19 protein-coding genes are annotated in these 19017 nt (G+C 72.1%); 15 read left to right on the top strand and 4 right to left on the bottom strand.

From position 1 onward, the window contains the following. Window positions 1-56: 56 nt before the first annotated feature. On the bottom strand, window positions 57-842 hold the full coding sequence (locus AC1DIW_RS13135) for a maleylpyruvate isomerase N-terminal domain-containing protein (RefSeq protein ID WP_478108660.1): 786 nt from the start codon (window positions 840-842) through the stop codon (window positions 57-59). Between the two features lie 181 nt (window positions 843-1023). Between AC1DIW_RS13135 and AC1DIW_RS13130 the strand changes: the two genes are divergently transcribed. From AC1DIW_RS13130 to AC1DIW_RS13115, 4 genes are all read left to right on the top strand, one after another. Then, entirely contained in the window at window positions 1024-1974 is a 951-nt protein-coding gene (locus AC1DIW_RS13130; protein WP_478108658.1) for a proline dehydrogenase family protein, read from the top strand. 13 nt (window positions 1975-1987) lie between these two features. Then, window positions 1988-2794 carry a pyrroline-5-carboxylate reductase gene (gene proC / locus AC1DIW_RS13125; RefSeq protein ID WP_478108656.1) on the top strand — a complete coding sequence of 269 codons (807 nt, stop codon included), beginning with the start codon at window positions 1988-1990 and terminating at the stop codon, window positions 2792-2794. Between the two features lie 15 nt (window positions 2795-2809). After that, complete coding sequence (locus AC1DIW_RS13120; RefSeq protein ID WP_478108655.1) at window positions 2810-3313, top strand: N-acetyltransferase family protein; 504 nt, start codon at window positions 2810-2812, stop codon at window positions 3311-3313. Window positions 3314-3403: 90 nt separating this feature from the next. Further along, a complete protein-coding gene (locus AC1DIW_RS13115) occupies window positions 3404-3931 on the top strand; it encodes a GNAT family N-acetyltransferase (RefSeq protein WP_442279265.1) in 528 nt (175 codons plus the stop codon). Window positions 3932-3934: 3 nt separating this feature from the next. Here AC1DIW_RS13115 and AC1DIW_RS13110 read toward each other — a convergent pair whose 3' ends face one another. After that, a complete protein-coding gene (locus AC1DIW_RS13110) occupies window positions 3935-4603 on the bottom strand; it encodes a potassium channel family protein (protein ID WP_442279322.1) in 669 nt (222 codons plus the stop codon). 50 nt (window positions 4604-4653) lie between these two features. On the opposite strand from AC1DIW_RS13110, the gene AC1DIW_RS13105 reads away from it, so the two are divergent. The 6 genes from AC1DIW_RS13105 to AC1DIW_RS13080 all read left to right on the top strand — a co-directional run bounded on the left by AC1DIW_RS13105 (window position 4654) and on the right by AC1DIW_RS13080 (window position 11385). Beyond that, the gene (locus AC1DIW_RS13105; RefSeq protein ID WP_478108653.1) at window positions 4654-5850 is read left to right on the top strand and encodes an acetoin utilization protein AcuC; all 1197 of its coding nucleotides are present in this window, start codon (window positions 4654-4656) and stop codon (window positions 5848-5850) included. A gap of 280 nt (window positions 5851-6130) precedes the next feature. Further along, window positions 6131-7495 (top strand): aspartate--tRNA(Asn) ligase, encoded by a 1365-nt coding sequence (gene aspS, locus AC1DIW_RS13100; protein ID WP_478108652.1) that lies wholly within the window; start codon window positions 6131-6133, stop codon window positions 7493-7495. 214 nt (window positions 7496-7709) lie between these two features. Continuing rightward, window positions 7710-7910 (top strand): helix-turn-helix domain-containing protein, encoded by a 201-nt coding sequence (locus AC1DIW_RS13095; protein WP_478108650.1) that lies wholly within the window; start codon window positions 7710-7712, stop codon window positions 7908-7910. A gap of 227 nt (window positions 7911-8137) precedes the next feature. Beyond that, the gene (locus AC1DIW_RS13090; protein ID WP_003792170.1) at window positions 8138-8236 is read left to right on the top strand and encodes a 30S ribosomal protein bS22; all 99 of its coding nucleotides are present in this window, start codon (window positions 8138-8140) and stop codon (window positions 8234-8236) included. A gap of 264 nt (window positions 8237-8500) precedes the next feature. Further along, on the top strand, window positions 8501-9547 hold the full coding sequence (locus AC1DIW_RS13085) for an NAD-dependent epimerase/dehydratase family protein (protein ID WP_478108649.1): 1047 nt from the start codon (window positions 8501-8503) through the stop codon (window positions 9545-9547). Further along, window positions 9544-11385 carry a lysophospholipid acyltransferase family protein gene (locus AC1DIW_RS13080; RefSeq protein ID WP_478108647.1) on the top strand — a complete coding sequence of 614 codons (1842 nt, stop codon included), beginning with the start codon at window positions 9544-9546 and terminating at the stop codon, window positions 11383-11385. The genes AC1DIW_RS13085 and AC1DIW_RS13080 overlap by 4 nt, the downstream gene beginning before the upstream one ends. Window positions 11386-11439: 54 nt before the next feature. Here AC1DIW_RS13080 and AC1DIW_RS13075 read toward each other — a convergent pair whose 3' ends face one another. Both AC1DIW_RS13075 and AC1DIW_RS13070 read right to left on the bottom strand, forming a co-directional pair. Continuing rightward, complete coding sequence (locus AC1DIW_RS13075) at window positions 11440-12669, bottom strand: DUF5667 domain-containing protein (RefSeq protein WP_478108645.1); 1230 nt, start codon at window positions 12667-12669, stop codon at window positions 11440-11442. Between the two features lie 277 nt (window positions 12670-12946). Then, window positions 12947-13732, bottom strand: a complete 786-nt coding sequence (locus AC1DIW_RS13070) for an RNA polymerase sigma factor (protein WP_478108644.1) — start codon at window positions 13730-13732, stop codon at window positions 12947-12949. Between the two features lie 184 nt (window positions 13733-13916). Between AC1DIW_RS13070 and AC1DIW_RS13065 the strand changes: the two genes are divergently transcribed. From AC1DIW_RS13065 to AC1DIW_RS13045, 5 genes are all read left to right on the top strand, one after another. Then, window positions 13917-14192, top strand: coding sequence for a glutaredoxin family protein (locus AC1DIW_RS13065; RefSeq protein WP_478108643.1), 276 nt, complete (start codon window positions 13917-13919; stop codon window positions 14190-14192). Window positions 14193-14335: 143 nt separating this feature from the next. Next, complete coding sequence (locus AC1DIW_RS13060; RefSeq protein ID WP_442279273.1) at window positions 14336-15019, top strand: redox-sensing transcriptional repressor Rex; 684 nt, start codon at window positions 14336-14338, stop codon at window positions 15017-15019. Further along, on the top strand, window positions 15016-16398 hold the full coding sequence (gene hemA, locus AC1DIW_RS13055; protein WP_478108641.1) for a glutamyl-tRNA reductase: 1383 nt from the start codon (window positions 15016-15018) through the stop codon (window positions 16396-16398). Before AC1DIW_RS13060 ends, hemA begins: the two co-directional genes overlap by 4 nt. Then, window positions 16395-17366 carry a hydroxymethylbilane synthase gene (gene hemC / locus AC1DIW_RS13050; RefSeq protein ID WP_442279275.1) on the top strand — a complete coding sequence of 324 codons (972 nt, stop codon included), beginning with the start codon at window positions 16395-16397 and terminating at the stop codon, window positions 17364-17366. Before hemA ends, hemC begins: the two co-directional genes overlap by 4 nt. Continuing rightward, entirely contained in the window at window positions 17363-19012 is a 1650-nt protein-coding gene (locus tag AC1DIW_RS13045) for a bifunctional uroporphyrinogen-III C-methyltransferase/uroporphyrinogen-III synthase (RefSeq protein ID WP_478108640.1), read from the top strand. The genes hemC and AC1DIW_RS13045 overlap by 4 nt, the downstream gene beginning before the upstream one ends. The last annotated feature ends 5 nt before the right edge of the window (window positions 19013-19017 follow it).

Here is a 19017-nt window from a genome sequence, read left to right as displayed (position 1 = left end):
GCCCGCGGCGATGCGGTCGGGTGCTGCGCACATCCTGCTACGGAGGGCGTCCGGGATCACCAGGTGACGGAGATCGTGTCGCGCCACCAGCGCTCGAGCTCGTCGGCCGGCTCGGCGGCGCTGCGGCTCCACAGGCGAAGGTAGAGGTCGACCGGGTCGCCGGTGAGGGCGTGGTCGGCGCCGGCCGCCTCGGGGGAGGCGGGTCCGAGCCGCCGGGTGGAGATCGGCCGACCCGGCGCGAGGTCCACGAGCCATGCGACGTCCGCCTCGTCGGGGCGCACGAGCAGCCGGGTGGGGGAGTCGGGCGACGCGCCCTTCCTCCGCCGGGTGACGAAGCCGACGAGCAGTTCGTCGATGCCGTCGAGCGCGACGGCCGGCTTGACCCACGTCTCGTCGGCGCGCGCCGGCCGCCCGAGCCTGGCCCCGAGCGCGTCGACGGCGTGGATCGTCGTCTCGTGGCACTGCCGCCGAGCCCAGAACAGCCGCGGTGCGGGTGCGCCCTCGAGGAAGACGAGCGCGTCCAGGTCATCCGGCGCGTCGACGATCGCCTGCAGGAGCGCGGTCGCGCCGTCGTCGAACCAGCCGAGGACGTCGGCCGACTCGCGCCCCTCGCGCTCGAGCGGTTCGGGCGGGTCGATCGGCTCTCCGCGCAGGTGGCTCGCGGCCCAGCGGTGGACCATGCCCTGGTGGGCGACGAGGTCGAGCACCGTCCAGTCGGGGCACGTGGGGACGGGAGCGTCGAGCCCGGCAGCCATCGCGTTGGCGCGCAGCACCGTCGACGCTGCCCCGAGGGCCTCGCCGAGCGCGTCGAGCGTCAGGCCCAGTGGTCCGGGGGTCGCCATGGCAGCGAGTCTGCCCCATCCGTCGGCCGCCGGCGCGAGCCGGGGACGCGTGCACGGGGCGTGGCGAGCAGGTGGCGGGCTGGCAACGGCTCGGGTCGGCGGTAGATTTGCCCGGCGAGACGGTCACCACCGTCCGCCGCCGTCACCCGAGCGACATCCCGAGCACCACCCGGAGGCCCCCGTGGACGCCAGCGACCTGCTGCGCAACTCGCTCCTGCAGCTGTCCAAGCAGGAGAAGATCCGAGACGTCATCGAGAAGGCGCCCGTGTCGCGCTCGGTCGTCAGGCGCTTCGTTCCCGGCGCGGAGCGTGCCGACGTCGTCGGCGCCGCGTCCGAGATCTCCGCCTCCGGTCGGCTGTCGACGATCGACTACCTCGGCGAGGACACGACCGACCTCGCGCAGGCGGAGCACACCCGGGATGCCTACGTCTCCCTGCTGACGGCGCTGCGCGACCATGGCCTCACCGAGGGTGGCGCGGTGGAGGTGTCGCTCAAGCTCAGCGCCCTCGGTCAGGCGCTGCCGGGAGACGGCAACAAGATCGCGCTCGACCACGCCCGCGAGATCTGCGAGGTGGCGAAGCAGGCCGGCACCACGGTGACCCTCGACATGGAGGACCACACGACGACGGACCTCACGCTCGATGCCCTGCGCGAGCTGCGGGCCGACTTCCCGACGGTCGGCGCCGTGCTCCAGGCCTACCTCTACCGCACCGAGGCCGACTGCCGTGACCTCGCGCACGCCGGCTCGCGCGTGCGCCTGTGCAAGGGCGCCTACAAGGAGCCGGAGTCGGTGGCCTTCCAGGCCGGCGCCGAGGTCGACAAGTCCTACGTGCGCTGCCTCAAGATCCTCATGCAGGGCGAGGGCTATCCGATGGTCGCCTCGCACGACCCGCGCCTCATCGAGATCGCGGGGGCGCTCGCGGGTCAGGCCGGCCGCGACCCGAGGTCCTTCGAGTACCAGATGCTCTACGGCATCCGGCCCGAGGAGCAGAAGCGGATCGCCGACCGTGGCGACCAGATGCGGGTCTACATCCCCTACGGCCAGGAGTGGTACGGCTACCTCATGCGCCGGATGGCCGAGAAGCCGGCCAACGTCATGTTCTTCCTGCGCGGCGTCGCCACCAAGAGCTGAGCAGGGAGGCGCGATGACGACGACGGCGATCTTCGGTGCAGGCGTCATGGGCGAGACCCTCGTCTCGGGCCTCATCCGTTCGGGCCGCACGCCCGACGACCTCGTCGTCACCGGGCGCACCCCCGACAAGGTCAACGCGCTCGCCGAGCGCCACGGCGTCCGCGTCATGGCCAACGCCGACGCGGCGGACGTCGCCGACACCCTCGTGCTGTGCGTCAAGCCGCAGGACATGGCCGCGCTCCTCGAGGAGATCCGCGACCACGTGGCGCCCGGCAACGCCGTCGTGTCGCTCGCGGCGGGCATCACGACCGAGTACCTCGAGTCGCGGCTTCCCGCGGGCACGTCGGTCATCCGGGTCATGCCCAACACCCCGGCCCTCGTCGACCAGGGCATGGCCGGCATCTCGCCCGGCAGCCACTGCACCGACGACCACCTCGCCGAGGCCGAGGCGCTGCTCAGCTCGTGCGGCAAGGTCGTGCGGCTGCCCGAGAAGCACCTCGATGCCGTCACCGCGATCTCCGGCAGCGGGCCGGCCTACATCTTCTACGTCGTCGAGGCGATGATCGAGGCCGGCGTCGTGCTGGGTCTGCCCCGCGCCACGGCCACGGAGCTCGTCGTCCAGACCCTCTACGGTGCGGCGACCATGCTCAAGGAGACGAAGGAGCACCCGACGGTGCTGCGCGAGCAGGTCAGCTCACCCGGCGGCACGACCGTCGCCGCCCTCCGCCAGCTCGACGACCACAAGGTGCGCGCCGCCTTCGTCACGGCCATCGAGGCCGCCGCCGCCCGGTCCAAGGAGCTGGCGTCGGGCCAGGTCTGAGGGCACTGTGGGGGAATGACCGAACCGCACCGCGCCCTGCACCTGCACCCGGTCTCGCCCGACGACTGGGAGTCGCACCGCGACGTCCGTCTCGCGATGCTGCAGGACGCTCCGGACGCGTTCTGGTTCACCTACGCGGACGAGGCCGTCTATGACGAGGCCGACTGGCGCGAACGGATCGAGGGGGCCTGGCTCGTGCAGGCGCGGGACTCCGACGGGGTCCTCGGCAGCGCCGGGCTCGGCTCGCACTGGGAGCCCGAGCGCGCAACCACGGCAACACTGTTCGGCATGTACGTCGCGCCGCGGGCACGCGGTCGGGGGGTGGGTGAGGCGCTCGTCCGCACTGTCCTCCACGAGGCGCGGCGGCTCGGCAAGTCCGAGGTCGTGCTCGAGGTGACGAGCTCCAACGCGGCGGCCGAGGCGTTGTATGCGCGGTGCGGGTTCGTGCGCACCGGTGCCGTCCACGACCACCCGCGGCGTCCCGACCTGCGCGAGATCGAGATGACGCACCGCTTCTGATCCACTCGCTCGGGCAGCAGCCTGTGATGCACCGAACGTTCACCGGCCCGCTGGTGCGGTCCGAGCGCCTGTCGTGCGAAGGTGGACCCCATGACCGACATCACCGTGCGTCCCCTCGGCGAGGACGACTGGGAGGACTACCGTTCCGTCCGTCTCGCTGCACTACGTGAGTCGCCCGAGGCGTTCGTGGCCACGGTCGAGCAGGAAGAGGCCTACGACGAGGACTTCTGGCGCCAACGCATGCAGCGCTCGGCACGGCTCGTCGCCGAGCGGGAGGGTCGCGCCATCGGCGTGGTCAGCGTCGGTACCGCCACCGGGAACGAGGAGACGGCCGGTGAGCTCTTCGGCCTCTGGGTGCGCCCGGAGGCACGCGGCTCGGGCGTCGCCACGCGTCTCGTCAAGGACGGAGCCTCACTCGCGGCGCAGCGCGGCCACTCCCACCTCGTCTACTGGGTCGGCACGGAGAACGGCCGCGCCGTCGCCTTCGCGAGCGGCATGGGCTTCCGCCCGACCGACTACCGCCGTCCGATGGGTGTCGTCAGCGAGGAGGACGGCGAGGAGGAGATCGCCATGGTCCTCCCGCTCGGCGTCGACAACGGACCCCGGCTGCGCCTCTGACCGTCAGGGACGTGCGGCGAAGCGTTCGATGAGCTCGACGGGACCACTGACGATGAGCGTGTGGTGCGCCGAGATCTTCGTCTGCGGCACGGCATACGTGAAGTCCTCGCCCAGTGCCTTGACGCCGACGACGGTGACGCCGTACTTGCGTCGGATCGAGCTCTGCTCGAGCGTGAAGCCGACCGTCTCGGACGGCGGCTTGAGCTTGACGATGGCGAAGCCGTCGTCGAACTCGATGTAGTCGAGCAGCTTGCCGTTGACGAGGTGGGCCACGCGACGGCCGGAGTCGGCCTCGGGCGAGATGACGTGGTGGACGCCGATGCGGTCGAGGATGCGCTTGTGCTCGGGGGAGAGCGCCTTGGCCCAGATGGACGGCACCCCGGCGTCCACGAGGTTGGCGGCAGCGAGGACCGAGGACTCGACCGAGGAGCCGATGCCGACGATGGCGATCTTCGGCTCCGCGCTGCGGATCATGTCGAGCGCGCTCGACTGTGCCATGTCGGCGTGCACGACCTTGGCCACCTTGTTGACGTAGCTCTCGGCGATGGCGTTGTCGCGCTCGACGGCAATGACGCGGTGGCCGAGCCTGGTGAGCTCGAGAGCGACGGCCGAGCCGAAGCGTCCCAGCCCGATGACGATCACGTCGTCGTCGTAGAGCCGGTTCCGGCCCATGCGTGTTACCTCCGTCATCCGGTGCGCGTTTCCGCGATAGCGTCTCAATCATGCCAACTCAGGCCCGGGTCGTCTGGGACGCGTCCTTCACGAAGTACAACTTCGGCCCCACCCACCCGATGGCTCCCGCGCGCCTCGACCTCACGGCCCGGCTCTGCGAGGCACTCGGTGTCTTCGACGCCGACGGGGTCGAGGTGGTCGGTGCCGATGTGGCGTCCGACGAGCTGCTGGCGACCGTCCACGACGCCGACTACGTGTCCGCGGTCAAGGCGGCGTCCGTCGACCCGTCCCAGGCCGACGACGCCTTCGGGCTGGGCACCGAGGACGACCCGGCCTTCGAGGGCATGCACGACGCGAGTGCCCGGGTCGTCTCGGGCACCGTCGACGGGGCCCGCGCCGTCTGGGAGGGCGACGCCGAGCACGCCGTGAACTTCACCGGCGGCCTGCACCACGCCATGCGCGGCAAGGCGAGCGGCTTCTGCGTCTACAACGACATCGCCGTGGGCATCCAGTGGCTGCTCGACCACGGCGCGGAGCGCGTGGCCTACGTCGACGTCGACGTGCACCACGGCGACGGCGTCGAGCGGATCTTCTGGGACGACCCCCGGGTCCTGACGATCTCGGTGCACGAGACCGGCCGGGCGCTCTTCCCCGGCACCGGCTGGCCCACCGACGTCGGGGGCCCCGGTGCGGAGGGCAGCGCGGTCAACGTGGCGCTGCCGCCCGGCCTCAGCGACGCCGGCTGGTTGCGGGCCATCCACGCCGTGGCGATGCCGGTCGTCCGAGCGTTCCGGCCCGACGTGCTCGTCACCCAGCACGGGTGCGACACGCACGTCGAGGACCCGCTGGCCCACTTCGCCGTCACCGTGGACGCCCAACGTGCCGCGGCCGATGCCCTCCACCGCCTCGCGCACGACGTCTGCGAGGGCCGCTGGCTGGCACTCGGCGGCGGGGGGTACGAGGTCGTCGACGTCGTGCCGCGCACGTGGACGCACCTGACCGCGATCGCCGCCCACGCCCCGATCAAGACGACCGTGGAGGTCCCCGAGGACTGGCGGGCCCACGTCGAGCACGTGTTCGGCCGACCTGGCCCGCGTCGGATGGGCGACCTGACGCCGGAGGACGGCCCGCTCTGGTGGCGCTCGTGGGAGATGGGTTACGACCCGGCCAGCGAGGTCGACCGCGCCATCATGGCCACGCGCACCGCCGTCTTTCCCCTACACGGTCTCGACATCCACTTCGACTGACCACCCTGATCGAAAGAGCGATCCGTCCCCCCGCGTGGGGGACGGATCGCTCTTTCGATCGGGGAAAAGGCGGACGGATTGCTCTTTCGATCGGGAATTGGCGGACGGATCGCTCTTTCGATAGGGGTAGGGTGGCCGGCACGGCGACGACGGGCCTGACGATCCTGAGCCGAGCACGACCAGAGGCCGTCCGCGATCCGCGGCGGCGAAGGTGTGGTGGCACAGCGACATTCCCCATCGCCCACACCTCCGGGGCACCAACCCTCTGGAGGTGAACGGAATGCAACCAACCCCAATCACGGCCACCGCTCCGCGCGTGCTGGCCCGCGACCTGGCGTCCGCCCAACCCGGTGAGCGCGCCTCGCTCGCCGGCTGGATCCACCGGCGCCGCGTCCTCGCGAGCGTCACGTTCCTCGTCCTGCGCGACCGGTCGGGCCTGGCCCAGGTCGTCGTCAAGGACCGCGACACGGTCGAGCAGCTCGCCGGGCTGCCCGAGGAGACCGTCGTCGAGGTGACCGGCACGGTCTCGGCCAACGAGTCGGCGCCCGGTGGCGCAGAGCTCGTCGAACCCTCGATCACGGCACTCACCGAGCCCGCGCTCGCCCCGCCCGCCGAGCTGTGGCGCCCGACGTTCGGGGCCGGGCTGCCGACGCACCTCGACCACGCCGCGGTGACCCTGCGACACCCGCGCCACCGGGCGGCGTGGCAGATCGCCAGCGCGTCGATGCGCGGGTTCCGTTCGGCTCTCGGGGCGCTCGAGTTCACCGAGATCGCGACACCGAAGCTCGTCGGCACCGCCACCGAGTCGGGCGCCAACGTCTTCACCGTCGACTACTTCGGGCGGACCGCCTATCTCGCGCAGAGCCCCCAGCTCTACAAGCAGATGCTCGTCGGGGTCTTCGAGCGGGTCTTCGAGGTCGGCCCGGTCTTCCGCGCCGAGCCGCACGACACCGTGCGCCACCTCGCGCAGTACACCTCTCTCGACGCCGAGCTCGGCTTCATCCGCGACCACCGCGACGTGCTGACGGTCCTGCGCGAGGCCATCGCGGGCATGGTCGAGGCCATCCGGGAGTATGCCGGCGACGCCGCTGCGCTCCTGGCCGTCGAGCTGCCCCGGGTGCCGGAGGAGTTCCCCGTCATCCACTTCAGCGACGCGCTCGCGAAGGTCGGCGCCGACCCGGACGAGCCCGACCTCAGCCCGGCGCACGAGCGCGCGCTCAGCGAGTGGGCCAAGGCGGCATACGACTCGGACTTCCTTGCGGTGGAGGGCTATCCGATGGGCAAGCGCCCCTTCTACACAGCGCCGGAGGGCTACGGGCCGTCTGGGCCACGCGTGTCTTCGGGGGGTGCTCGGGGGGCGGAGCCCCCCGAGGGCAGCAACAGCTTCGACCTGCTCTTCCGGGGGCTCGAGCTGACCACCGGCGGCCAGCGCCTGCACCGCCCGTCGGACTACGCCGCGGCGATGCAGCGGACCGGCACCGACCCCGCGGTCCTCGCCGGCTACCTCGACGCGTTCGCCCACGGCATGCCTCCGCACGGCGGCTTCGCCATCGGGCTGGAGAGGTGGGTAGCCCGCCTGACGGGAGCCGAGAACGTCCGCGAGGTGACGCTGTTCCCGCGCGACCTGCACCGACTCGAGCCGTGAACGGCCCTGACAAGCCCTGACGGGCCGTGACAGGTCCGGAGATCCACAGGCCCGTCATCGGCGTGTCGAGTTGCGCGTCATCGATTCGTTCTGTCGATCGCTTCCCCTCCAGTCACAACTGCCCCTAGTGTTGCCTCTTGCACCTGCGTGCAGTTTCGTCGGAGGGGAAGCCGTCGACGCGGGGGTGCAGACCCACTCAAGATCGGGGTAACACATGTCGAATGAGCGCCAGCTCGCCGAGGTGCGGTTTCTGACCGTCGCCGAGGTCGCCTTGATCATGCGCGTGTCGAAGATGACCGTCTACCGGCTCGTCCACGGCGGAGACCTTCCGGCCGTACGCGTCGGCCGCTCCTTCCGGGTCCCGGAGGATGCGGTGCACAAGTACCTGGAGACGTCCTACATCGACACCGCGTGACTGCAGGTCACCACGCACCTGAGGGGGCGGCCGCGACCACCGGGTCCGACCGCCCCCTTCGGTGTGCACCAGGTGGCGTGATCCACACGCTTTTGGGGTAGCGGCCCTCACGCGCTACGCTGTCAATCCTGTTCGGCTCGTGAAGTTCGACCTATCCTCCTTCGAGGTGTGTCGACGCAGGTCGGCACCAGCTCAGTTCGAGGACACGTCACACGACAAGGACAACCATGGGTTCTGTCATCAAGAAGCGCCGCAAGCGGATGGCGAAGAAGAAGCACCGCAAGCTGCTGCGCAAGACGCGTCACCAGCGTCGCAACAAGAAGTGACCTGACCAGCTCAGGTTCCGGCGGCATCGCCCCGCACGCTCTCGACCCTCGCCATCGGTGGGGGTCGTTCGCGTGCTGGGACACGATGCCTGCACGCGTCTGCCGCTGAGAGGCTCGACACATCCGGGTATCCGCACCGGGCCCGGCCACGAATGCGGCCACGCATCGATAGGCTTCCAGTGCGGGGGAGCGAGGGCTGCTCCGCAGCGCGCGCCGGGCCGGGCGTGCACGACGCGTCCGCACCCATGTCGACAGGAGGAGCCGATGGCCAAGGTCGTCCTCGTCACAGGGGTGTCGCGCTACCTCGGTGGCCTCTACGCGCGCCGGCTGTCGACGGACCCCTCGATCGAGCGCATCCTCGGCGTCGACGTCGTGCCCCCGAAGCACTCGATCGGCCGGGCCGAGTTCGTCCGCGCGGACATCCGCAACCCGATGATCGGTCGGATCATGGCGCAGGCCGAGGTCGACACGGTCGTGCACATGAACGTCATCGCGACTCCCAAGGACACCGGCGGCCGGGTGACCCAGAAGGAGATCAACGTCATCGGCACGATGCAGCTGCTCGCTGCGTGCCAGAAGTCCGAGTCGGTGAAGCGACTCGTCGTGAAGTCGTCCGCCGCCGTCTACGGCTCCTCGCCCCGCGACCCCGCGATGTTCACCGAGGACATGAACCCCAAGACCCTGCCGCGCACCGGCTTCGGCAAGGACTCGGTCGAGGTCGAGGGGTACGTCCGTGGTTTCTCCCGGCGCCGGCCCGACGTGGAGATCACCATGCTGCGCCTGGCCAACGTCGTCGGCCCGAGCATCCACACGGCCATCACCGACTACTTCTCGCTGCCCGTCGTCCCGGTCCCGTTGGGCTACGACGCGCGGTTCCAGTTCGTCCACGAGGACGACGCGACGGCCGCCATGATCCTGGCGACCACCGGCCCACCCGCCGGCATCGTCAACGTCGCGGGTGACGGGTTCCTCACCGTCACGCAGTGCACGGCGATCGCCCGCCGCCCGGTCGTCCCCGTCCCGCTCTCGGCGGCCGGCGTCATCGGCACCATCGTCAGGCGCAGCGGCCTGGCCGACTTCTCGTCCGACCAGCTGACCTTCCTCGCCTTCGGCCGCGGCCTCGACACCGCACGGATGCGCTCGGTGCTCGACTTCGAGCCGCACTTCACCACCCGCGAGGCGTTCGAGGACTACGCCCGCCACCTTCGTCCGGCCGTGCCAGGCGTGGAGGGTGTCGGTGAGGTCGTCAGCGACGCCGCAGGCGGCACCGCCGCAGCACTCTCCCGTGTCTTCGACAGGATCCAGCCGTGACCGCCGACCCCACCAAGGCCCCAGCCTCGGAGCAGGCCACGCCCTCGACTGCTCCGGCTGAGCAGGGTGCGACGCCACAGCCCGAGGCGACGACGTCCGCCGCAAAGAAGACCGCCACCAAGAAGACCGCGAAGAAGATGGCGGCAGCGAAGAAGCCCGCGACGAAGAGGGCTGCGACGAAGAAGCCCGCGACGAAGAAGCCCGCGACGACGAAGCCCGCGACGACGAAGACCCGGGCGAAGGGGGCAACGGTCGAGAAGGCCCCGCCGAAGCAGAGTGCGCCCAAGGCCCGACCGGCTCGCGGCGCATTCGCAGCCGGTGCTGCCCGGGCGTCAGGCGAGCGGCGTCGGCGGAGCGGCACGCCCCTCATCCCGACTGCCCCCGTCGACCTCAGCCCGGCCCGGCGGCTGGCTGCGGGCTCCGACGACACGGCGGACGAGGTCATCGTGGCGGCCGTCACGGAGGGCCCGACGGAGCCCGAGACGTCAGCGGCGATGACGCCCGGGGCCATCGAGGCGACGACCGGGGAGGAGACGACCGGGGAGGCGACGACCGGGGAGGCGACGACCGGGACCACGGGTCGCGAGCCCGGGGCGGTCGACGTGGCGGACGTCGCCGAGCCCGACGAGCCGTCCGACGCCCTGCCAGCCGAGCCGACCCCGGCCCGGACCCGGCCCAGTCGCGCCTCGATGCGTTCGACGCGTCGGGCCACCACCGGCGCGCCCACCCGTCTGCGCGCCGTCCCGTCGGTCGACTCGGACACCCCCCACGACGAGGCGCGCGGCGCAGACCCGGGCCCACGGCATACGCCATCGCCGACGGAGGGCGGCTGGGAGCACGCTCTGACCTCGGGGCTGCAGTCGCGCGCCGAGAAGCTCGTCGGCGCGGTGCTCGAGGGCGCCGAGTTCTCCTCGGAGTCCCGACCCGGCCCGACCGAGCTCGTGGAGCTCGCCGTCAACGTGCTGCGCGCGGCTGCCACCTCGGCCGGCGTGCCCGCCGAGGAGGCCGAGCGTCAGGTCGCCGAGGCGCTCGCGTACCTGCGGCGCCGCCTGACCGGCGACTACGTCGTCGACGAGTTCGGGTTCGACGAGGACTACACCGTCAGCGTCCACCTGCCCCTGCTGCGCCCGCTCTACCAGAAGTGGTTCCGGGTCGAGGTGCGCGGCATCGAGAACATCCCCGACGTCGGCGGTGCCCTCGTCGTGGGCAACCACTCCGGCACCATCGCCATGGACTCGCTCATGACGCAGGTCGCCGTCTACGACGAGCACCCGCGCCACCGGCACCTGCGGATGCTCGGAGCCGACCTCGTCTTCCAGATGCCCTTCATCGGCACCATGGCCCGCCGCTCCGGCACCACCCTGGCGGCCAACTCCGACGCGGAGCGGCTGCTCAGCAACGGCGCGCTGGTCGGGGTCTGGCCCGAGGGGTTCAAGGGCGTCGGCAAGCCGTTCAGCGAGCGCTACAAGCTGCAGCGCTTCGGCCGCGGCGGGTTCGTCTCGGCGGCCCTGCGCGCCGGCGTGCCCATCGTGCCGGTGTCGATCGTCGGGGCCGAGGAGATCTACCCGATCCTCGGCAACATGCCGGCGGTCGCGCGGCTGCTCGGGCTGCCCTACGCCCCGATCACGCCGACGTTCCCGCTGCTCGGTCCGCTCGGGATGGTGCCGCTGCCGAGCAAGTGGCTCATCGAGTTCGGGCCGCCGATCGAGACCACGAGCTTCGGGCCCGAGGCGGCCGACGACCCGATGCTCGTCTTCGACCTCACCGACCAGGTGCGAGAGACGATCCAGCAGACGCTCTACAGCCTGTTGATGCAGCGCAAGTCCGTCTTCCTCTGAGACGTCCACCGAGACGTCCACCGAGGCGGCGCGGGACATCAGCGGTCCCGCGCGTCAGGGGAGGCCAGGGGGCGGCAGGATCGTGGTGGGCAGCACCTTGGTCGGCAGCAGGGGGACGGCGAGCGTGACCGACGGCACCGAGATCGTCGCCCCGGGCAGGGTGACCCCGCCGCCACCGATCCCGATGGTCGAGGACGTGACGCCGACGTGCGGAAGGCTCACCGTCGCGCCGGGCAGGGTGACGCCACCGCCACCGACACCCACCGACGAGCTGCCCACGCCGACGCCCGGCAGGTTGACGGTGCCGCCGGGCAGCGGGAGGCCCGTGACGGGCGGCACCGACGCGCCGGGCAGGGGCGGAGCCGACTGCGGGGGTCGCGAGAGTGTGACGCCGCCGGGCTGGGACGGCAGCGCGCCGGGGGCGGACGTGCCGCTGCCGGGGCTGCCGGGCCGGGCCGTTCCAGTCAGGCCCGCGAGCGTCTGCCTGGCCGCTGTGGCGCGCTCGCCACACGCGCCGCAGGCTGCCAGCTCCCGCAACGTCGCAACGTCTCCGGCCCCGAGCAGGTTGCGCAGGCGCTGCCACGCCGGTAGCGACGCCGCGGGCACGCGCGGCCGCATGGCGTCGACCTGCGGGATGGCCCGAGCGTAGAAGTCCGACAGCTCCGTCAGCGCCTCGGTGCGCTGCTCCGTCCGGTAGACCTCCATGAGGATCGTCTGGGCGCGGCTGGTGGCGTCGGTCGCCGCGTCGTAGGCCGCGTCGAGGTCGTGTGTCGAGGGGTGGCCGGCGTCGATGAGGTCGCGCGCCTCACCGATGTGCTCCTGCGCCTGGGCGAGGTAGGTCAGGCCCTGGTCGTAGCGGGAGCCTGCGAGCTGGACCGCGACGCGGTCGAGCAGCTGCTTGACCCCGTAGAGCGCGTCACCGGGCACCGCCGAGCGGGACGCGAAGCCGAGGGCCCCGCCGATGACGAGGATGCTGGCGGCAGCGGCAGCGATCATCTTCAGGGGTTTGGCCGCCACCCGCAGCACGGACACGGTGCCACCCATTCCCGGGGTGCCGTCCGTGGGGAGGGGCGCGGCCGCGGGCGCGACGTCGGCCGCGTCGTCAGCGAGCAGGCGGGCCCTCAGGTCGGAGACGAACTCGGCGCGCGGGGCGAGGCCCGCCTGCTCGACCGACTGGACGGCGTGGAGCACGGCGACGAGCTCGAGGATGCCGGGCTCGGCCACCGGTTCGCCGTCGAGGGCGCGTTGGAGGAGCTCGCCGTCGGCTCTGGGTCCGAGGTCCATGTCCCCTCCTTCGTCTCTCGCTTCTCTCGCGTGTCTCGCGTGTGTCGTCGTGCCCGGCCTGGTGGTGGTCAGTCGTGGATGCTGCTGGCGCATCGTCCCCGTCAGGGCGGGAATGGTCTCCCCTCCTGACGCGGCGCCCCGTGCGGGCACGTCGCGGCACGGCATACGACACGGCATACGGCGAGGGGTGGGTGGTGCGGGCCGAGCGTCGGGACGAGCCCACACGCGCCGCCCCTACACCGTGAGAACGACGAGGGTGCCGGTCGGGTTACGCAGGTCACAGCTCGACCCCCTCCAGCGTCCTGCGCAGGGCCCGCGTCGCCCGCAGCTGCAGCTGCTTGACGGCCCCCTCGGACTTGCCGAGCACCTTCGCCGTGTCAGCGAGGCTGAGCCCCTGGAGGAAGCGCAGGGTGATGCACTCCGCCTGGTCGGAGCCGAGATCCCTGATCGCCGAGACGAGCCGCTCGTCGCGCAGCCGCGTCAGCACCTCGGTGTCGGGGGAGTCGACCCGCTCGTCGGCGTCCCGCATGTCCGCGGTCGCGACCTCGAAGCGGAACTTCGCCGACTTCACGTGGTCGGCGATGAGGTTGCGCGCGATGGTGACGAACCAGGCGGCGATGTCCTTGCCCTGCCACGTGAACGAGTCGATCCGTCGCATCGCCCGCAGGAACGTCTCGGACGTGAGGTCCTCCGCGAGCGCGCGGTTGGCCACGCGGACGAGGACGTAGCGGAAGACGGTGTCGACGTAGACGTCGTAGAGCAGCGCGAAGGCATCCTTGTCCCCACCCTGCGCCAGCTCCACGAGGGCGGCGACGCGGGCCTGCTCGTCAGCGTCACGCTCGACGTGGCGCCGGGAGGTGTGCGAGCCGGGCGGCCCGGGGGCGGCCCGGGTGAGCTCGGCACGGTCGGCCCCCTCGTTGGCCAGGGCCGCCCAGACGGCGTCGAGCGCGGACCGCCAGGTGGGCACGACCGGCAGGCCGAAGCCTCCGGGGGCGGGCATCGCGAGCACGGGCGTGGGGGCCACGAGGGTCGGCGCGGCCCCGCGGACAGGTGTCAGCAGCACTCGCGCCGGGGTCGTTCCCGACGCGGTGACAGGTGGGTACCGGCGCCCCGGTGTCCTGTTCGCGCGCATCGTGCACAGTCTGTCTCACTACGCCCTCGGGCGGGACCCCCCACGCGGCGTCTGTGGCGCATCGAACGCGCCGCTGGGGCGTGCGTGCCCAGCGGGCGTGCCTACAGTGGGTTCCATGTCGAGCGAACCATCCGCCGAGGCTCCCGTGCTGCGGTCGGCACCTCGCGTCGTCCTGCTCGGGCGCCCCGGCTGCCACCTCTGTGACGAGGCCCGCGCCGTGGTCGAGCGCGTGGCCGGCGAGCTGGGCGTGGCCTGGCAGGAGCAGTCCGTCGACGACGACCCCGAGCTGCTGCGGCGCTATGCCGAGCAGATCCCCGTGACGTTCGTCGACGGGAAGCGCCACGACTTCTGGCGGGTCGACGAGACGCGCCTGCGCGCCGCCTTGCAGTGACCTGCCTCAGCGGCGCGTCCCATGCCGTGGTAGGCCGCTGAAGTCAACTTTGTGCATGGGTTCACAAACGTCTAGCCTGAACGGGTCCCCACGTGCTCCGCGTTCGGGACAAAGCCTCGTTCGAGAGGAGCCGGTGAGCAAGAGTGACCGCCGACCCAGCACTGCGTCGAGAGATCCCCGACGCAACCGTCGCGCGGCTTCCCGAGTACCTCCGAACGCTCTCCCGCCTCGCTGAGGACGGCGTCCTCTCGGTCTCGTCCGAGGAGCTCGCGGCCGAAGTCGGAGTGCGCTCCGCGCAGCTTCGCAAGGACCTCAGCCATCTCGGCTCCTACGGCGTACGCGGCGTGGGCTACGACGTCGAGACGCTCGCGCTCGAGATCTCCCGCGCCCTCGGCCTGACCGAGGACTGGCCCGTGGCCATCGTCGGCATGGGCAACCTCGGACACGCGCTCGCCTCCTACTCCGGTTTCGTCACGAAGGGTTTCCGGATCGTCGGGCTCTACGACGACGACCCCGCGCTCGCCGACGAGCGCATCGTCGGCGTGCCGATCCGCCCGCTCGCCGAGCTCACCGCGCACCACGCCGTGGACCCGATCGCCATCGGTGTCATCGCGACGCCCGCGCCCGCCGCCCAGGCCGTGTGCGACGCCCTCGTCGGCGCCGGCATCAGCTCGATCCTCAACTTCGCCCCTGCCGTGCTGTCCGTGCCGAGCGGCGTGGACGTACGCCGTGTCGACCTCTCGACGGAGCTGCAGATCCTCGCCTTCCACGCCCAGCGCAAGTCCCTCGCCGCGGGCGACCTCCGGTCGGCGGTGGTGGCCCAGTGAACCTGCTCGTCATCGGACTGTCCCACCACACGGCACCCCTGTCGGTGCTCGAGGCGCTGTCCGAGCGCCCAGACCGAGCCGAGGCCATCTCGGCCTCGGTCCTCGGGTCGGCCACGGCCACCGAAGCGGTCGTGCTCTCGACGTGCAACCGCCTCGAGGTGTACGCGTCGGTGCCGGCCTTCCACCCCGCCGTCGCCGCGATCGGCGAGGCGCTCGCGCTCGCGGCCGGCATCGAGGAGCCGTCGCGAACCCGTCGGCCCGCCGAGCTGACGCCGGGCGCACCGGCGGATGCGTTCGCCGCCCGTGCCGAGGCGCTCGCCGACCACCTCTACGTCCGCTACGACGACGCGGCCGTCGCCCACGCCTTCACCGTGGCCTGCGGGCTCGACTCGATGGCCGTCGGTGAGGCCCAGATCCTCGGTCAGATGCGTGACGCGCTCGCCGGAGCCCAGGGCCGGGGACAGGTGGGGGAGTCGCTCAACGCGCTCTTCCAGGGTGCCCTCCGTGTCGGCAAGCGCGCCCACGCCGAGACCGACATCGACCAGCACAGCGTCTCGCTCGTGCAGATCGCTCTCGAGGAGGCGGCCTCCGTCCTCGGACCGCTCGACAGCGTCTCCACCGCGGTGGTCGGAGCCGGGGGGATGAGTGGCCTGGCCGCCGCGACCGCCCGCCGCCAGGGCGTCGAGTCCCTCACCATCGTCAACCGCACCCCCGAGCGCGCCGAGCGCCTCGCCGCCGCGACGTCCGGAGTGGCCCGGTCGTGGTCCGAGCTGCCCGACGTGCTCGCTGCGAGCGACCTCGTGATCACCTGCACCGGGGCGGTCGGCCACGTCATCAACGCCGACATGCTCACCGAGAGCGCAGCCCGTCGCGACGGTCGCCCGCAGGTCGTCGTCGACCTCGCGCTCCCGCGCGACGTCGAGCCCGTGGACTCCTGGCCGCACGCCGTGCCGGCTGTCACCCTCGTCGACCTCCAGGCCCTGGGACTCCTCCTCGAGGGGCGTGCCGACACGACGCAGGTCGTGCGGGTCCGTGAGCTCGTCACGGGCGAGGTGGCCGACTACCTGACGCGCCGCATGGAGAAGTCCGTGGCCCCCACCGTGGCCGCGCTGCGCGAGCGGGCCGCCACTCTCGTCGCGACCGAGATGGACCGGCTCGACCAACGGCTCCCGGGACTCGACGAGGCGACGAGGGCCGAGGTCGGCCTCGCCGTGCACCGCATCGTCGAGAAGCTGCTCCACACGCCGACCATGCGGGTCAAGGAGTTCGCCATGGAGGGGAGCGGGGACGACTACGCCGCAGCCCTTCGCGAGCTCTTCGACCTCGAGCCCAAGGACGTCGCCAACGTGTCCACGCCCCCCAAGCGGGCCCAGACATGAGCGCCCTGCGCCTCGGCACGCGCCGTTCGGCCCTCGCGACCACACAGTCCCGCTGGGTGGCCGACCGCCTGCGCGAGGCCGGCCACGAGGTCGAGCTCGTCGAGATCACGACCGAGGGCGACGTGTCCGGTGAGCTGCTCACCGCCATCGGTGGCACCGGCGTCTTCGCCGCAGCCATCCGCCGTGCCCTCCTCGAGGGCCGCATCGACGTCGCCGTGCACTCGCTCAAGGACCTGCCGACGACGCCCGAGCCGGGGCTCGTGGTCGCGGCCGTACCGGTGCGCGAGGACAGCCGCGACGTGCTCGTGGCCCGCGACGGCCTCACGCTCGGCGAGCTGCCCGCGGGTTCTGTCGTCGGCACCGGCTCGCCGCGTCGCACGGCCCAGCTCGCAGCGCTCGGGCTCGGCATCGAGATTCGTCCGATCCGCGGAAACGTCGACACGAGAATCGGATTCGTCTCCACTGGTGCACTCGACGCCGTCGTGCTGGCCCGGGCGGGTCTCGCTCGCCTCGGACGTCTCGACGAGGCCACCGAGGTGATCGACCCCATCCAGGTGCTCCCCGCCCCCGGGCAGGGCGCCCTGGCCGTCGAGTGCCGGTCCGACCGCGACGACGTCGTGGCCGCGGTCTCGGTGCTCGACGACCCCGACACCCGCGCCTGCGTCGTCGCCGAGCGCTCCCTTCTTGCCGCGCTCGAGGCCGGGTGCACCGCGCCCGTCGGGGCGCTCGCCGAGGTCGTCGAGGGCGACGACGGCCTCGAGCTGTCGCTGCGTGCCTTCGCCGGCACCGAGGACGGCTCCGTCGAGCTGCGTCGCTCCCTCGTCGGCCCCTACTGCGAGCCGGAGGTCCTCGGCTCGCGTCTCGCCCGAATCCTGCTGGAGGACGGCGCCGCCGACATCCAGATCGCCACCACGTCAGCTGGACCTGCCCCAGACCACGCCCCACACCAACCGGAGCAAGTTTCGTGACTCCTTCCCGCCAGCCGTCCGAGCAGACGGACCCCACTCCCACCCACGCGACGACGCCGGCGCGGGTCGCCTTCGTCGGTTCCGGCCCGGGCGACCCCGGCCTGATGACCCTGCGCGGTCGCGACCTGCTCGCCGCCGCTGACGTCGTGGTCCTCGACCGCATCGCCCGTGACGACGTCGTGCTCGAGCACGCCCGACCCGCCGTCGAGATCATCGACGCGGGCCACGGCGAGCAGGGCCAGGAGCTCACCCACGCGGTGCGCGCCAAGCTCGTCGTCAAGGCGGCGAAGTCCGTGGCCCCCGGGGGTCTCGTCGTCCGTCTCATGGACGGCGACCCCGCGACCTTCAACGGCCTCGTCGAGGAGGTGCGCGCCTGCCGCAAGGCCGGCATCACTTACGACGTCGTGCCGGGAGTCTCGGCCCTCACCGCCGGGCCCACGTATGCCGGGGTCCCCCTGACGTCGAAGTCCACCGGGGCCGTCCACGTCGTCGGCGTCGAGCGTACGGCCATCGACTACTCCGCCTACGCGGCCGACACGGACACGCTCGTGCTGCTCGGCGGCACCGAGGGCATCCGGAACGCGCTCGCCGCACTTCGCGCTGCCGGCCGGCCCGCGGACTCGCTCGTGGCGCTGACGGCCCACGGCACCACGGTGCGCCAGTCGTCCGTCGCCACGACCCTGGGCGAGGCCGACGCCGTCTTCGCCGGCAAGGAGCCGCTCGCGGTCACGCTCGCCGTCGTGTCGCCCACCGTCGCCCTGCGTGACGAGTTCGACTGGTTCGAGTCCAAGCCGCTCTTCGGGTGGAAGGTCCTCGTCCCGCGCACTCAGGCCCAGGCCGGCTCGATGGTCGAGCGCCTCGCCGGCTACGGTGCGACCGCGGACGTCGTGCCCACCATCTCGGTCGAGCCGCCGCGCACGCCGCAGCAGATGGAGAAGGCCGTCAAGGGCCTCGTCACCGGCCGCTACGAGTGGATCGGCTTCACGTCGGTCAACGCCGTGCGCGCCGTGCGGGAGCGCTTCGAGGAGTTCGGCCTCGACGCCCGCGCCTTCGCCGGCCTCAAGGTCGCCGCCGTCGGCGGCGTCACCGCGTCCGCCCTCCGTGAGTGGGGGATCAACCCCGACCTCGTCCCCGCGGGCGAGCAGTCGGCGGCCGGCCTGCTCGAGTCGTGGCCCGAGTTCGACGAGACCCTCGACCCGATCAACCGGGTCCTGCTGCCCCGCGCCGACATCGCGACCGAGACCCTCGTCGCCGGTCTGCGCGACATGGGCTGGGAGGTCGACGACGTCACCGCCTACCGCACCGTGCGCGCCGCCCCGCCGGCCGCGCACATCCGCGACGCCATCAAGGGGGGCGACTACGACGCGGTGCTCTTCACGTCGAGCTCGACGGTGCGCAACCTGGTCGGCATCGCCGGAAAGCCTCACGCCGCAACGGTCGTCGCCTGCATCGGACCGGCCACGGCCAAGACGGCGCAGGAGCACGGCCTCCGGGTCGACGTCCTCGCGCCGGAGGCGTCGGCCCTCAGCCTCGTCGACGCGCTCGCAGGGCACGGTGTCGGCCTCGCCGTCGCCGCGGCGGAGGCGGGCCAGCCGGTGCAGCGTCCCAGCGACAAGCGTCCCGCGTCGCGACGCCGCGCCCGCTGAAAGGG

It is taken from the genome of Terrabacter sp. 01T434 (genome assembly GCF_056398545.1).
This window is presented reverse-complemented; position numbering and strand designations above follow the sequence as displayed.

Bases quoted from the DNA above. Each gene is read 5' to 3' on its own strand.
- AC1DIW_RS13120 (WP_478108655.1), top strand. From the start codon at position 2,810: ATGACCGAACCGCACCGCGCCCTGCACCTGCACCCGGTCTCGCCCGAC.
- aspS (WP_478108652.1), top strand. From the start codon at position 6,131: ATGCAACCAACCCCAATCACGGCCACCGCTCCGCGCGTGCTGGCCCGC.
- AC1DIW_RS13095 (WP_478108650.1), top strand. From the start codon at position 7,710: ATGTCGAATGAGCGCCAGCTCGCCGAGGTGCGGTTTCTGACCGTCGCC.
- AC1DIW_RS13115 (WP_442279265.1), top strand. From the start codon at position 3,404: ATGACCGACATCACCGTGCGTCCCCTCGGCGAGGACGACTGGGAGGAC.
- proC (WP_478108656.1), top strand. From the start codon at position 1,988: ATGACGACGACGGCGATCTTCGGTGCAGGCGTCATGGGCGAGACCCTC.
- AC1DIW_RS13085 (WP_478108649.1), top strand. From the start codon at position 8,501: ATGGCCAAGGTCGTCCTCGTCACAGGGGTGTCGCGCTACCTCGGTGGC.
- AC1DIW_RS13075 (WP_478108645.1), bottom strand. From the start codon at position 12,669: ATGGACCTCGGACCCAGAGCCGACGGCGAGCTCCTCCAACGCGCCCTC.
- AC1DIW_RS13065 (WP_478108643.1), top strand. From the start codon at position 13,917: ATGTCGAGCGAACCATCCGCCGAGGCTCCCGTGCTGCGGTCGGCACCT.
- AC1DIW_RS13135 (WP_478108660.1), bottom strand. From the start codon at position 842: ATGGCGACCCCCGGACCACTGGGCCTGACGCTCGACGCGCTCGGCGAG.
- AC1DIW_RS13090 (WP_003792170.1), top strand. From the start codon at position 8,138: ATGGGTTCTGTCATCAAGAAGCGCCGCAAGCGGATGGCGAAGAAGAAG.
- hemC (WP_442279275.1), top strand. From the start codon at position 16,395: ATGAGCGCCCTGCGCCTCGGCACGCGCCGTTCGGCCCTCGCGACCACA.
- AC1DIW_RS13110 (WP_442279322.1), bottom strand. From the start codon at position 4,603: ATGGGCCGGAACCGGCTCTACGACGACGACGTGATCGTCATCGGGCTG.
- AC1DIW_RS13105 (WP_478108653.1), top strand. From the start codon at position 4,654: ATGCCAACTCAGGCCCGGGTCGTCTGGGACGCGTCCTTCACGAAGTAC.